Source organism: Arthrobacter sp. JUb119, assembly GCF_024807995.1.
In the GTDB taxonomy this organism is placed as follows: Bacteria; Actinomycetota; Actinomycetes; order Actinomycetales; family Micrococcaceae; genus Glutamicibacter.
Genome location: NZ_JANUFE010000006.1, coordinates 86,547 through 98,258, shown reverse-complemented (window position 1 = coordinate 98,258; position 11,712 = coordinate 86,547). Strand labels below are relative to the sequence as shown.

The 11,712-nt window shown below is 58.1% G+C and carries 21 protein-coding genes; 19 read left to right on the top strand and 2 right to left on the bottom strand.

The annotated features are described in order from the left end of the window. Positions 1 to 12: 12 nt before the first annotated feature. The 13 genes from M2368_RS15430 to M2368_RS15370 are packed head-to-tail and all read left to right on the top strand — an operon-like array spanning position 13 to position 6,038. Positions 13 to 147: a hypothetical protein gene (locus M2368_RS15430; protein WP_498724678.1), complete on the top strand. Its 135-nt coding sequence runs from the start codon at positions 13 to 15 to the stop codon at positions 145 to 147. Continuing rightward, a complete protein-coding gene (locus M2368_RS15425) occupies positions 144 to 461 on the top strand; it encodes a hypothetical protein (RefSeq protein ID WP_498724677.1) in 318 nt (105 codons plus the stop codon). Before M2368_RS15430 ends, M2368_RS15425 begins: the two co-directional genes overlap by 4 nt. Further along, complete coding sequence (locus M2368_RS15420; RefSeq protein ID WP_498724676.1) at positions 454 to 909, top strand: hypothetical protein; 456 nt, start codon at positions 454 to 456, stop codon at positions 907 to 909. The genes M2368_RS15425 and M2368_RS15420 overlap by 8 nt, the downstream gene beginning before the upstream one ends. Then, complete coding sequence (locus M2368_RS15415; RefSeq protein WP_498724675.1) at positions 906 to 1,205, top strand: hypothetical protein; 300 nt, start codon at positions 906 to 908, stop codon at positions 1,203 to 1,205. Before M2368_RS15420 ends, M2368_RS15415 begins: the two co-directional genes overlap by 4 nt. A 5-nt stretch (positions 1,206 to 1,210) precedes the next feature. Beyond that, complete coding sequence (locus M2368_RS15410; RefSeq protein ID WP_498724674.1) at positions 1,211 to 1,420, top strand: hypothetical protein; 210 nt, start codon at positions 1,211 to 1,213, stop codon at positions 1,418 to 1,420. 44 nt (positions 1,421 to 1,464) lie between these two features. Continuing rightward, positions 1,465 to 2,973 (top strand): ParB/RepB/Spo0J family partition protein, encoded by a 1,509-nt coding sequence (locus M2368_RS15405; protein ID WP_498724673.1) that lies wholly within the window; start codon positions 1,465 to 1,467, stop codon positions 2,971 to 2,973. A 2-nt stretch (positions 2,974 to 2,975) separates the two neighbouring features. Then, a complete protein-coding gene (locus M2368_RS15400) occupies positions 2,976 to 3,260 on the top strand; it encodes a WhiB family transcriptional regulator (RefSeq protein WP_498724672.1) in 285 nt (94 codons plus the stop codon). A 9-nt stretch (positions 3,261 to 3,269) separates the two neighbouring features. Next, complete coding sequence (locus tag M2368_RS15395) at positions 3,270 to 4,013, top strand: hypothetical protein (RefSeq protein ID WP_498724671.1); 744 nt, start codon at positions 3,270 to 3,272, stop codon at positions 4,011 to 4,013. A 49-nt stretch (positions 4,014 to 4,062) separates the two neighbouring features. Continuing rightward, entirely contained in the window at positions 4,063 to 4,854 is a 792-nt protein-coding gene (locus M2368_RS15390; RefSeq protein ID WP_498724670.1) for a BRO family protein, read from the top strand. Further along, positions 4,851 to 5,129 (top strand): glutaredoxin family protein, encoded by a 279-nt coding sequence (locus M2368_RS15385; protein ID WP_498724669.1) that lies wholly within the window; start codon positions 4,851 to 4,853, stop codon positions 5,127 to 5,129. The genes M2368_RS15390 and M2368_RS15385 overlap by 4 nt, the downstream gene beginning before the upstream one ends. Beyond that, positions 5,126 to 5,359, top strand: a complete 234-nt coding sequence (locus M2368_RS15380) for a hypothetical protein (protein ID WP_443437701.1) — start codon at positions 5,126 to 5,128, stop codon at positions 5,357 to 5,359. The genes M2368_RS15385 and M2368_RS15380 overlap by 4 nt, the downstream gene beginning before the upstream one ends. Next, a complete protein-coding gene (locus M2368_RS15375; RefSeq protein ID WP_498724668.1) occupies positions 5,356 to 5,619 on the top strand; it encodes a hypothetical protein in 264 nt (87 codons plus the stop codon). Before M2368_RS15380 ends, M2368_RS15375 begins: the two co-directional genes overlap by 4 nt. Further along, positions 5,598 to 6,038: a hypothetical protein gene (locus tag M2368_RS15370; protein ID WP_498724667.1), complete on the top strand. Its 441-nt coding sequence runs from the start codon at positions 5,598 to 5,600 to the stop codon at positions 6,036 to 6,038. The genes M2368_RS15375 and M2368_RS15370 overlap by 22 nt, the downstream gene beginning before the upstream one ends. Before the next feature lie 54 nt (positions 6,039 to 6,092). Here M2368_RS15370 and M2368_RS15365 read toward each other — a convergent pair whose 3' ends face one another. Beyond that, the gene (locus tag M2368_RS15365) at positions 6,093 to 6,353 is read right to left on the bottom strand and encodes a GlsB/YeaQ/YmgE family stress response membrane protein (RefSeq protein WP_105661338.1); all 261 of its coding nucleotides are present in this window, start codon (positions 6,351 to 6,353) and stop codon (positions 6,093 to 6,095) included. 109 nt (positions 6,354 to 6,462) lie between these two features. On the opposite strand from M2368_RS15365, the gene M2368_RS15360 reads away from it, so the two are divergent. Both M2368_RS15360 and M2368_RS15355 read left to right on the top strand, forming a co-directional pair. After that, entirely contained in the window at positions 6,463 to 6,762 is a 300-nt protein-coding gene (locus M2368_RS15360) for a hypothetical protein (protein WP_498724666.1), read from the top strand. A gap of 68 nt (positions 6,763 to 6,830) precedes the next feature. Continuing rightward, a complete protein-coding gene (locus M2368_RS15355; RefSeq protein ID WP_498724665.1) occupies positions 6,831 to 7,043 on the top strand; it encodes a hypothetical protein in 213 nt (70 codons plus the stop codon). A 381-nt stretch (positions 7,044 to 7,424) separates the two neighbouring features. Here M2368_RS15355 and M2368_RS15350 read toward each other — a convergent pair whose 3' ends face one another. Beyond that, the gene (locus tag M2368_RS15350) at positions 7,425 to 8,432 is read right to left on the bottom strand and encodes a DUF4062 domain-containing protein (protein WP_498724664.1); all 1,008 of its coding nucleotides are present in this window, start codon (positions 8,430 to 8,432) and stop codon (positions 7,425 to 7,427) included. Between the two features lie 161 nt (positions 8,433 to 8,593). On the opposite strand from M2368_RS15350, the gene M2368_RS15345 reads away from it, so the two are divergent. The 4 genes from M2368_RS15345 (at position 8,594) to M2368_RS15330 (ending at position 11,506) form a co-directional block, all read left to right on the top strand. Continuing rightward, positions 8,594 to 9,976, top strand: coding sequence for an HNH endonuclease (locus tag M2368_RS15345; RefSeq protein WP_498724663.1), 1,383 nt, complete (start codon positions 8,594 to 8,596; stop codon positions 9,974 to 9,976). After that, positions 9,976 to 10,332: a VRR-NUC domain-containing protein gene (locus tag M2368_RS15340; protein WP_498724662.1), complete on the top strand. Its 357-nt coding sequence runs from the start codon at positions 9,976 to 9,978 to the stop codon at positions 10,330 to 10,332. The genes M2368_RS15345 and M2368_RS15340 overlap by 1 nt, the downstream gene beginning before the upstream one ends. Further along, positions 10,319 to 11,056 carry a hypothetical protein gene (locus M2368_RS15335; RefSeq protein WP_498724661.1) on the top strand — a complete coding sequence of 246 codons (738 nt, stop codon included), beginning with the start codon at positions 10,319 to 10,321 and terminating at the stop codon, positions 11,054 to 11,056. The genes M2368_RS15340 and M2368_RS15335 overlap by 14 nt, the downstream gene beginning before the upstream one ends. 117 nt (positions 11,057 to 11,173) lie before the next feature. Beyond that, positions 11,174 to 11,506 carry a hypothetical protein gene (locus tag M2368_RS15330; protein WP_498724660.1) on the top strand — a complete coding sequence of 111 codons (333 nt, stop codon included), beginning with the start codon at positions 11,174 to 11,176 and terminating at the stop codon, positions 11,504 to 11,506. Positions 11,507 to 11,712 lie beyond the last annotated feature (206 nt).

Sequence of the window (11,712 nt, the reverse complement as noted above, 5' to 3'; positions counted from 1 at the left end):
GGAGTGATTTCAATGTCCAGTGTATCGAACACTGTTGATAGCACACAGACCGAGGCCCGGCCATCGCGGGAGCAGTGCATCCGTGAGGCAGGAGCCGTGCTGGCCAGCTGGCGCGCCGAGTCCATCGTCCAGGTGGTGGCGGCGTGAACGATCTGATTCTCACCATCATCGGTGCAGGCGTCGGCCTGACCGCGATTGGAACGCTCGGCTCGGGAACGTATTTCTTCCTGACCGGCGCGAAGGCCAACCAGAAGACCGCTGAGTTGCGCGATACCGAAGCGGCGTTGAACCGCACTCGGGTGGAGTCCGCGAAGGTGGCGAACCGCGTAGCGAACGAGATGGGCCGCAAGTTGGCTTCGGTGGAAGGCCTGGGCGAGTTCGCCCTTGGCTTCTCCCCCAACGAAGACGGACCGTGCCAGTGCGGCAAGTGCAAAGCAACAAGAGGAGAGACCGATGTCTAAGTTTTGGTTCCGGAAGAATCACCAGTCAGTTTCCCCCGCACGTCTGGCCGAAGCACAGAATCTGGTTACCCGCCAAGAGGCGTACGACCGTGCGAAGGAAGCCACCGTTCACTTGCTGCTTGCTTTGAAGCAGTGGCCAGGCTTCGACTCCACCGGCAACATCAACGGGGCCATCGACCACACGCTAGTGAACATCGACCGCTTGGACGATGCCCTCGACGAGCTGCGGGACCAGGTCGATAAGTTCCGTGGCCAGCAGGTGGCGGAGATGATGCAGCACTCAGACCATCCGTCCATGCGCTCGCCTGAAAATATGATGGTCCAGCCCAGCGAGCAGGCCATTCGCGTATCTGTCGGCGGCTCGGTGGTGGCCACGCCGAAATCAGCCGCCGAACAGGTAACCAAGAAACTCGACGAGGTCTTGACCCGGAAAGGCATAGTGCTGTGAGTCGGGTGGAGGGCCGCGTGGTGATCAATCCGAAGGGCTCCGGCCGGCCGTCTGCCACGCTGCACACGTCCTGGCTGGACTCGCCAAAGAGCGATCGGGCGAAAGCAGCGAAGACGACGGTGAGCGCGTGGGCGAAGAACAAGTACCGCGGATACAGCGTCTATGTGGAGGTCGGAACCATCGCGGACGGCGACAACGGCGTGGGCCACTTGCACGTGAACGGGATGGAGATCGCGGACTTCTCCGCAGTTCTCGCTCCTCCCCCGGTGCCGGCCCAGTCCTTGTTCGAAGGATGATCGCCATGAGTCCTGCAGACGTTCTTCGTTTCGCGGTTCGCCGCATGTTCTGGGTCCATATGCCGACCATCGGGCTGCTGTTGCTGCTCTGCATGCTGACCGTGCAGTTGCCTTCCGGTTTCAGTGGCTTGTGCGCTATTGCCGCGTTCGGCTGGGTTGTCCTGGCTGTTGGCGACTGGGTGGCATCTGACCTTCGCGCTTTCCGCGCCGCATAACTCTTTCTTTCCAAATCTTTCTTACGCACTAGAGGTGTATTTTCTTGGCTAAATTCATCGGCAGACTTGAAGTTCTTGCCCTTTCCGCAGTGCATCAGCACCCCGATAACATCCGTGAGGACTTGGGCGATCTGACCCAGCTGTCCGGCGAGATCAAGGAGTTGGGGCTGCTCAACCCGCTGCTGGTGTACCCGCATCCGGACCGCGAGGGAGACTTCGTGGTGCAGGACGGTAACCGCCGTCGTGCAGCTGCCGCGCAGGCCGGTCTGACTGAGGTTCCTTGCGTGGTTCTTCCAGTGCCGAAGGCCGATCGTGGCCCGCGCGCTGACATCGAGACGATGCTGACCACCGGCCGCAACCACCGCCCACTGTCCGAAGCTGAGGTATCCAAGGGCATCCAGGGCCTGCTGGATCTGGGCTTGGATATCACGACCGTGGGCAAGAAATTCAAGATGTCCCGCAAGGAAGTCCAGGCTCGCGCCAAGGTCGCCCTGAAGAACGATGGCGTATCCAAGGCCTACTCCGCCGGCCGACTGAGCTTGGACGCGGTACAGCGCTTGCAGGAGCTGGAAGAGAAGTCCGATATCCACAACCTGTACGAACGCGCTGTGGAGCGCATCGAGGATATGCCTAACGGTGCCAGCGTGGAGACCGTTGAGCGCGTCATTGCTGAGACCGAGGTGTCGATCAAAAAGACGCAACGGGAAGCTGAGCTGGAGGCGTTGGAAGCGAAGGCAGGGGATTTCAACATTCAGTACGACGCGTCGTGGTCGAAGGTTGAAGACGATATGACCGACGAGGAGCACAAGGCGGCCGGGCACAGCTACTACTTCAGTTATCGCGATCCTGAACCTACCTGGTACGTCAAGGAGAAGAAGGTCAAGCCCGAGCTGACCGAGCAGGAGAAGCACGACAAGGAAACCCAGAACAAGCTCAAGAGCATGCTCAAGATCGTGCAGCGCTCCCGAATCGCGTTCATCAAGAATGCTTTCGAGACCGTGAAGCCGTCGGAGCAGCTGGCGAAGGAAACCATCGCCAAGAAGATCACGGAGCAGATCCTCTACTCGGATGAAGGACGCACCATTATGGGCGAGGTCGTGGGCATCAAAGCCCCCGAGCTGGACGGAATCACCAGCTCTTCCGAACTCCTGGACCGCTGGAACACTGAAGTGCACAAGCACCTGGCGCGCCAGTCCATGGCTTATCTGGGCATGATGCTGGCCTTCGCTGGTTACATCGGCACCGAAGAATCGCTGGGCAAGCTGTCTGGCTTCGAACGCTCAGGGTTTGAAAACGGCAACTACGGCGCTCGCTGGAAGAACGGTCACGCCTACTACAAGTTCCTTACTGAGCATCTCGGCTATGAACTCGACATCGACGAGAAGCTGGCCATGGAGTACTCGGCCATGAATCTGCCTGGCCGCAATCGCGGTCTGGATCTGGTCCCCCTCCCTGACGAAGTCACCGCCACCTGCGGCGGCTGCAATCAGGAAGTCGTGGCCGACTCCCAGTGGCAGGGCCTGTGCATCGACTGCGACGGGGAGAACGAGTAGCCGTGGCAACCAGAAGCATGGCGAGCATTACCCGCCAAGCCCCGGACATGGCCGCCGACGACCGGGACTGGCGAGCCGAAGCGCTCTGCAAGAACTGGGATTTCAAGAAGAAGGGCGATCCCTGGCACCCGGCCAGCGAATCCCGCGTAGCGGCCATCGAAGGCAAGAACCTCTGCGGAGGATGCAAGGTCCGGTTCGACTGCCTCATTGACGCAGTCCAATCTGATACCCGGTACGGCATCCGCGGCGGAAAGACAGCCGACGAACGAAGAAGGCTCAGGAAGTAGGAACCACGAATGCTGCAATTCACAGTAGACCTCCCCGCTTTCCGGTCCGCCTTGGCATCCACCAAGACGCATGTCTCCAACGACAAGGACGATCTGGTCGGCCGGAGCATCGACTGCACGATTCGCCCGAACCGTGAACTGCTCGTCACCGCCACCAACGGCATGACCGCAGCGATTGCCCGAGTACCCATCGACGAAGAATCCTTCCTCGGCGAACTCGGCCAGTTCACCATGACCCCGGAAATCGCCGGCACCATCATCGACATGTTCGCACCAGGCAAAGAGGACTGGAACGTCCAGCTGGAAGTGACCGTCACCTTCACCCAAGAGCAACGGCCAAAACCAGAAGAAGACCTCACCGTGGCCACCATCAAGGTTCGCCGTCTCGGCCAGCTCTTCGGAGGCGACCAGCTCACCGTCACCACCCCAGTGCAATCCAACAAGCACCTGCCCCGCGTCTGGGCAGCAATCGGCCGCGGAGCTCAGCGCAACCGCGCAATGCTCCCAGCGACCAGGTTCGACTTGAAACGCCTCTCAGTGTTCCGCGCAGCGCAAACCACCTACGGCGACCCGCTCACGGTGTGCGCACTCACGAACAACGCTGGCTCGCTGCTCGTCCTGTGCGGCCGCTACTTCATCGGCATGCTCCACGCCGACCGCGTCGAACTCGAAAACAAGGACAAGGACAACTACGAGAACTTGAAGGAGCACTGGGCCACCGAACTGCCCACACCCTTCGCAGTAGTCAGCTAAAACCTTGTCAGGAAATTAACAAACCAAAGACCTTGTATAGGAGGAAACCATGGCCGAAATCCAGACATGGATCTACCAGGCCGAAGAAGTCCGCACGGTGCTGATTGCCGGAGAACCGCACTTCATCGCCAACGACCTTTGCGCAGTACTCGACATCCGCAACGCACGAGATGCAGTAGCCACACTGGACGACGACGAAAAGGGTGTCGTTAGTACCGACACCCTCGGCGGCACCCAGCAAATGACCTGCGTGACCGAGGCCGGAATGTACTCTCTCGTCCTCCGCTCCCGCAAGCCAGAAGCCAAAGCCTTCAAACGCTGGCTCACACACAAAGTCCTCCCCTCGATCCGCAAAACCGGCGGGTACCAGCGCTCGCCGATGACCGAGGATGACATTGTCGCCCAGGCGCTGCAGATCACCAGTGCGCGGGTCAAGGCGCTGGAGTCCAAGGTTGCACAGGATGCTCCGAAGGTGGACTACGTCGATACGTTCGTGGCCGACGAGGATCTGATTACGATCCGCACGCTGGCCTCTGATCTGAAGATCGGCGAGAACGAGCTGCGCGCGATCCTGCTGGAGCGCAAGTGGATCTACAAGCAGGAGTCCTCGCGCTGGTCGGAGAAGGAGCAGCGCAAGAAGTCGATCTACCGGTACAGCTCGATGGCGGACAAGAAGAACTACTTCCACGCAGTCCTCGCGCACGATGCTCCACGGTTCCGTGGCGAGGTAATGCACACGCTGAAGCTCACACCGGAAGGAGCCGTAGCCGTGACGCGATTGATCAGCCAAATGAGAAGAGCCGCGGACGCGCTCATGAGCGTGAAAGGGCCAGCAGCATGAGCAAGCTAGTCACCTTGTACACGAAGCCAGGAACGTGCAACCAGTGCACCAACACCAAGCGTGCACTGAACACCGCCGGCATCCCTTACCAAGAGATCGTTGTCAACGAGTCAGATAAGCAGTCCATCGACGAGTTGAAGCTGATCGCACAGAAGAAGGGCGTCACGGCAACGATGCCCTACGTCCTGGTCATGGATATGGAAACCAAGGAATCTCACGACTGGTTCGGGTTCCAACCGGACGAAGTCAAAAAGCTGAAGGAGCTGCAGGCATGAGCACTGTCATCGAGGCCCGGCGCCTGAACGGCACCGACACCGGCAAGACCGTCGAGTTTGCGCCGACGAAGGGCACGTTGGAGTCCATCACCCACGGATCCTACGACGTCGAAGGCGGCAAGAAGATGAAGTACGTCGGAGTCATGTTGGACGGCCAGCATCACGTCCTCATGCCATCGGACAAGATCACCATCACCGGCCAGATGAAGAAGCCAGAGGTTCAGTCATGACCGCCCCGAAGTCCTACATCACTGAGGACCTGGTCGAGCAGGTGGCCATCATCTCCTACGAGCAGACCAGGATCCAGAATGGCGAGCTGCCGATGCCCAGTTGGGCTGGCGCTGGAGCTTTCAACCGGTATCAGCACAAGGTGGACATCGCAGAAGCGCTGAAGTTGATCGTTCCGGTCATGATCGAGCAGGGCTGGAAAGCGCCCGAGCCAAGAGACGAAATCCAAGGAGGAACCCAATGCCTAACCAGACCCCGCTAAACCAGGACGCGCTTGCTCGACATCAGTGGGCGCATGACTTCAATAGCTGCGATTGTGGCGAGAGCATTCCGACAATCATAGATAGCGAAAATTGCGTCTATGTCCCTAATGACAAGGCCATGGCAATGCACCAAATCGAGATGGCCACCGTCGCCCAGCCGGTAGTGAGCAGCGTGGAAGAACTCGACGCGCTGCCGACCCAAAGCATTGTTGCTTGCATGGGGATCGCGCCGGGAACGCGAAACGTGCCAGTGACCCTTGTTTGGCAACGCGGATCAGTAGATAACGGGGGCTCCGGTTGGTGTATGCCGGACACGCAAGGGCAGATTACTTCTACGGATGTCTTCTACTTCCTGAACGTCAATGAGCTACGGCAAGAGTTGACCGTCCTGTACCGCCCAGCGGTGAACGATGCCTAGGCATAGCGAACGGGGCCTCACCCCGAAAGGTAAGACCCCGTTCTGTCGCGCAAACTACGCCTTCTTGCGTGTGATCAGACCCCAGATAACGAGGACGATCAGCGAGCCGCCGATGGCCAGCAACCATGTAGACAGATCCCAGAATTCGTTTACTCCGACTCCGAAGATCGCGGATCCAATCCACCCGCCAACAATAGCGCCAACAACACCAAGCACCAGGGTAGCGAGCCAGCCGCCACCCTGCTCACCAGGCTTGATCGCCTTAGCGATCGCACCAGCAATAAGGCCTAAAACAATCCAACCAATGAAACCCATAACTTCCTCCTGTTGGGATCGAGTGACTTCGTTCAGCATCAGGACTGAGATGCACAAGGGAAAACAATACAGGTCGAAGCACAGGAATTACTAATCAAAAACATAGGAGATGATTCCCACGGGCACCAATGAGAAGCACGCGGCTACCTACCACGGCGGGGAATATACGCCGAGCACGGAGGCGGTGCGGTCAGCATTCTCGCATCACCGGGACGCGGGAATGGAAGCGTACAACACCGGACTCTTCGACCGCTGCCTTGAAACCGTCCGCGCCGAAGCGAAAGCAGAAGCGCTACGTGAAGCGGCCGATCAAACGCCAGTCCACTGGGACTTCCCGCCACATGCATCCGCACTACAGATCCGCCCGTGGCTCCGTGACCGCGCTAACCAGTACCAGGAGAAAAAGTGACTGAACCAGCAACCCCGAGACGCCCCAGGAGCGATGGGCCAGTCCCACGTCTCGACCCGCTCCGGGATATGGACGAGATCCAAACCGGCCGCCTCAATAACCTCGACCACTTGGGGCTCCACGCCTGCATCAACATTCCGGGAGAATCGCGACTCTACGGGCGTATCACCTACCTCACCCACCAACTCCACGCCACCGTCGTGGAACTCACCTGGAACGGCGTCCAAATCAAGCACCGCAGCGACCCCGAACAAGTAATAAGAATCGAGGCCCACCAATGATGCTCATAAGAGCGCTCACCGACGACTCGGAAAAGATCTACGTCTGCCGAAACCCGAACACCCGACGCTGGATAACTCTCCAACGCGGCAACGCCCTCGCAGACACCAAACACCCCAAAGAAGCGCTCGCCGTAGCCAGAGCTCAAGCCCGGAAGCTCCCGAAACAGAAAGGGGGACGTGCAGGCCAATGAAAACGACAAGGGCATATATGAAGCGACCAACGGTTAGGTGGTACGTGAAGAACGCCCAAAAGCTTAGTTGGAAAACGAACTCACGTTATAAAACCGGCCAGTTAAACGGCAGGCCAATAGTTATCCGCATTCGTAGCTATAAGCCATTGATCAAGATGGGGAGGCGATGTTCATGAAAGACCAGTTGCTACTAGAGCCGCGCCGTTTCGGGCCCTCGATGAGCACGAAGCCCGAAGAACAAATTGCGGCCTCGCGGGGTCAGCATCCAATGATCAGCAATGATGCGTCCGCCGCTGTCAACAGCGTTTGTCAGGATCCCCGCAGCTACGAACTGAATTCGTACGCTTTCGGCAACTCTGAACGACACGGTGAAATCAGAGTATCCACGTCCTCCGTTAGATTCGGCTGCTTTGTCTTGCAGCCGAGCTGCGATATCTTCATCAACGCCGGCGGTGAAGAATGCAGGGCCGACAGTCGCGAGGATTTCGTTCCACGTCATGGTGATTTCTCCTTTTACGTATTCGTAAAAGTCAGGTTCCTGAGCTTGGAACTCAAAAGTAGCTTTTGCCTCTCCAATAGCCAGATCCTCGAACATCGGCCGGCTGTCCTGATCGAGAGAGTCATGAAGCTTGGATTCCGACTCGACCAGACGGGTTTTCAGATCTGCAATCTCGCTTTCCATCTCCGGGGTCATGGCCTTATCACCGCGAACCCAGCCAACCGCTGGGTTGAACTTACGGAGATTGTTCAAAGCCATGGCAGCCATGCCTGGAAGTTCTTCTTTCTGCGTCCAGAACTTCACAGTGCGACCCGTGCAAGCCTTCTCGCGGAAACTTGCAAGCTTCGCACGGAGATCATCATTCTGGTCGGTCGCTGTACCGGGAAGGCTCTCAGGGCTCTTGTGAGCAAAGACGACGATCGGCTTATTTGTTGCGACAGCATAGTCAAACTCCTTTTCCGTGTAACTGATGCCTGTTTCATCAACCGACCCGTATCGACCTGCGATGATCAGCAAATAGTAATCGGAGTCATCAATGATCGACTTGATCAGTTCCCACTGCGACGCATTCGAGGCCGGAAACAACTCCATTCCAGCGGGAAAACAGTCCGCCTCCAAAAGCCCAAAAATTACAGTGTCTCTAGCTTCCTTCAAGTCCTCATAAGTAGAACTTACAAAGACCTGCTCACGCTTGTTCATACGAAAATCCAACTCCCATTCCAAAACTCACAGATAGGCAAAATCCTAACGGATTAATAAATGACAGATCGAAAAAGCTACCCCATTGCGAACCAAAGAGGACCACCAAACGCACAACCCCAAAAGAAGAAAACGATCCATTGTGAAAGGAGGGAAAAGAATTGCCATTCTTCCAAGTTGATGACCAGCTCCACGTCAACCCGAAAGCCTCAGCGCTCGCCGAAGCGGCGTTGCAGGACGATCTGGTGGGCATGGCAGCGTTAGGGCTCTGGACTATGGCGGGAAGCGTCACGCAGGCCGCGTTGACCGATGGCCTCGTCTCCCACGTGCAGCTGATGAAGATTCTGCTCAATAGTGATGCAGTTGATCTCTTGGCCGCGCGGTTGGTTGAGGTGGGGCTGTGGCACGCGGCCGGGCATTCCTGTGAGCAGTGCCCGAAGGTCAAGGAAGGGCATTATCTTTTCCACGACTGGTTCCAGTTCGGGTATGACAAGGGCGTTGAAGTGCGCCTGGCCAGAGCCAAGCGCAAAGAGCTCAACGATCCGCAGATCAAGGCTGCGGTGTGGGCTCGCGATGCCGAAGACTCGAAGTGTTCCAGGGGAAGATGCCGCTATTGCGGCGATATGGTCTTCAAGAAGACCAGCAAGGGCGATAAGCGCCCTGAAATGGATCATGTTGACCCGACGTTGGCCGTCGGGGTTAGGAATATCGTCCTTTCCTGTGCCCAATGCAATCGGGAAAAGGGCAGACGCACCCCAGAGCAGGCCGGTAAGACCCTGCGCCCAGCTCCAGCCCGTGAAACCGCTTCGAATCCGTCGAGCTTGACGATCGCACCTTCGGGTCCGCAGAACGTCGCTCCGGAGACCGAAGCGGAATCACCAGCTGTTGAGCAGGCGCCGCAGAGTCCAGCCGCTCGCTTCGGCCTCAGCCTCTCCAAAACATCAGCTCCAGCGCCAGCTCCGTCGAGCTTGACGATCGCGCCTTCGGGTTCGCAGAACGTCGCTCCGGAACCAGCTGTAGAAGCAGATGCATTCGAAGGTGGAGAGGCCGACATGCCAGCCTGGGCTGTTGAGGAGGACCCTGATATTCCGGCAGCAATGACCAAATTCTCGACCATCGATGGTCAGGCAAGCGCACCATCGATGGTCGAAGAGCAAGAAGCTATCTACGGGCGCGCGCATACGCGGGCACGGGCTGGCAGGGCAGGGCAGGGTATGGAGGGGTCAGGCTCAGGGTCGGCCATGGGTCAGCCTGAGCCACCCCCAGATTCTCCTAAGCCCACAAGATCTAGATCCAGACGTAGACGAGGAAAGAAGAACTCTGCCTCCGGAAACCAGTCCTCTGCAGCTCTGCCTAATCCAGGACCTGCAGCTATCTCTCATGATGCGGGGGAAGCTCCTGGGGTTCTTGCTGGTGGCAGGTTTGGGTCGAGGTACTACGGGGTGAAGGGGCAGAAGGTGGACGAGCCGAATACGTCGTGTGAGGTCCATGGGTTGCAGTTGCCTTGTCGGAAGTGCCAGGACTTGGCAGAAAGGAATTCCTAATGAAGTACAACCAACAGCCGTTCAAGAACCCTGTCCTCTTGTGGAGTGAATCAGAGTTCCAGTCTCATGTGCAGAACCTTGCGAAGTCCTTGGGCTACACGCAGCAGTACCACACCCATGATTCACGGCGTTCAAATCCAGGCTTCCCTGATCTGGTGCTGGTCCATGGCCGGACGAAGAAGTTGATGTTTGCCGAGTTGAAGGCCCAGGCCGGCCGAGTGAGTCCAGCGCAGGAGTCGTGGCTGAATGATCTTCGTTTGGGTGGCCAGGTTGCTGAGGTGTGGCGCCCATCGGATTGGGTGTCTGGCCGGATTCTTCAGGTGTTGCGAGGAGGTGCGACAGTTGTCAGAGCATAAGGATGCTGCGGATTGCGGTTGCTGGGGTTGCCAGTCGATCGCTCGTGAAGGTGCTGGGGTGTGCGTGGTTCATCTGGTGGCGGAGCAGGACAAGGTTGCACCTGCTGCGTCGGCTGATCTGAATCTCTGCCCTACTTGTGATGACCGGATGCGTGCTGATCTTCATCTGGTGGCTGATCGTTGGGATGAAGCCCAGGACGCGTTGCATCCGTCGCGAGGTGGTGACAGTGAGCGTCACGCCCAGCGCACTGAAGCACCGTTGCCGTTTAACGTTTCGGTTTCGGATGCGTTGATGATCGTGCGCGACAACATCTGGTCAGTGGCGCTCAGGCTGATCGATGATCATCCTGGTCTCTCGTTGCCGGCTGATCAGACCACGCCGAGCTTGGCCGAGTGGCTGGCCCGGTGGCAGATGGTGAAGACCGCGGGAGCCACCGATAAGAGCTTCACCCGCCAGGCGTATTGGTGGGTTGCCGAGGCGGCTGATCAGATCGCAGCCAAGACGTACGGTGTCGAGACTACTGCCAAGCTCCCGGATCAGTACTGCAAGCGCCCCGGGTGCAAAGGTCAGCTGTTCATTGCTGAGAGGTCCGATGGTATGAAGACTGTCCGGTGTGCAGCTGATGCCCATCACGCGGTGCAATGGGACACCTGGTCGAAGATGCTGAAGGCGTCTCGGCCACAGCGCCGAGGCGCTCGACCTCCCCGTCTGGGTCGGGTTTGACGGACTTGACTTAGTGGCGTAAATTTACTGATTGAATGGCCTTACTGGCTCAAGCGATAGCCCCGAATCACAGCAGTGGTTCGGGGCTTCGTCGTACCCGGACGCAGTGAGGTGATCATGACACGCATGCGAGTCTGCACCCAGCATGGCTGCCCCGCACTCAGCACCGAGAAGCGATGCCCCGAGCATGCCCGGGCCTACGAGAAGAAGCGCGGCAGTAGCTACCAGCGCGGATACGATGCGGCACATCAGAAGGAACGCCAACGGATCATCAAGGCTGGAGTCCACAACTTCGCCTGCGCCAAGTGCCGCATTCAGTTCGACCACGACGAACCGTTCCAGCTCGGCCACACCGATGACCGCAAAGCCTGGACAGGTCCTGAGCACATCAGATGCAACACCAGGGCAGCTGGATTCGCCTCGCATGCGGTGTTCGAACGACCTTCGTAAGGGGTGGGGCATACCCCCTTCCCGCCCGGGGTGCCCAGTACCGCCGGGGAGGTCTCTAAATAGTTTGTCAGGTTCAAGGAATTCTGAAAACCCTAGTCAGGTTCAAGTTTTATTGGTCTGCCAGGTTCAAATCTGGTTCTGGATTCAGCATCAAAACCAGTAAATCTGAATCCACGAAATGCATTGAAAAGAGTGGGCGCGATGCC

Excerpts from the sequence above, each read along its gene's own strand:
- M2368_RS15430 (WP_498724678.1), top strand. The coding sequence starts at position 13 with ATGTCCAGTGTATCGAACACTGTTGATAGCACACAGACCGAGGCCCGG.
- M2368_RS15420 (WP_498724676.1), top strand. The coding sequence starts at position 454 with ATGTCTAAGTTTTGGTTCCGGAAGAATCACCAGTCAGTTTCCCCCGCA.
- M2368_RS15410 (WP_498724674.1), top strand. The coding sequence starts at position 1,211 with ATGAGTCCTGCAGACGTTCTTCGTTTCGCGGTTCGCCGCATGTTCTGG.
- M2368_RS15395 (WP_498724671.1), top strand. The coding sequence starts at position 3,270 with ATGCTGCAATTCACAGTAGACCTCCCCGCTTTCCGGTCCGCCTTGGCA.
- M2368_RS15390 (WP_498724670.1), top strand. The coding sequence starts at position 4,063 with ATGGCCGAAATCCAGACATGGATCTACCAGGCCGAAGAAGTCCGCACG.
- M2368_RS15385 (WP_498724669.1), top strand. The coding sequence starts at position 4,851 with ATGAGCAAGCTAGTCACCTTGTACACGAAGCCAGGAACGTGCAACCAG.
- M2368_RS15380 (WP_443437701.1), top strand. The coding sequence starts at position 5,126 with ATGAGCACTGTCATCGAGGCCCGGCGCCTGAACGGCACCGACACCGGC.
- M2368_RS15375 (WP_498724668.1), top strand. The coding sequence starts at position 5,356 with ATGACCGCCCCGAAGTCCTACATCACTGAGGACCTGGTCGAGCAGGTG.
- M2368_RS15370 (WP_498724667.1), top strand. The coding sequence starts at position 5,598 with ATGCCTAACCAGACCCCGCTAAACCAGGACGCGCTTGCTCGACATCAG.
- M2368_RS15365 (WP_105661338.1), bottom strand. The coding sequence starts at position 6,353 with ATGGGTTTCATTGGTTGGATTGTTTTAGGCCTTATTGCTGGTGCGATC.
- M2368_RS15360 (WP_498724666.1), top strand. The coding sequence starts at position 6,463 with ATGATTCCCACGGGCACCAATGAGAAGCACGCGGCTACCTACCACGGC.
- M2368_RS15355 (WP_498724665.1), top strand. The coding sequence starts at position 6,831 with ATGGACGAGATCCAAACCGGCCGCCTCAATAACCTCGACCACTTGGGG.
- M2368_RS15350 (WP_498724664.1), bottom strand. The coding sequence starts at position 8,432 with ATGAACAAGCGTGAGCAGGTCTTTGTAAGTTCTACTTATGAGGACTTG.
- M2368_RS15340 (WP_498724662.1), top strand. The coding sequence starts at position 9,976 with ATGAAGTACAACCAACAGCCGTTCAAGAACCCTGTCCTCTTGTGGAGT.
- M2368_RS15330 (WP_498724660.1), top strand. The coding sequence starts at position 11,174 with ATGACACGCATGCGAGTCTGCACCCAGCATGGCTGCCCCGCACTCAGC.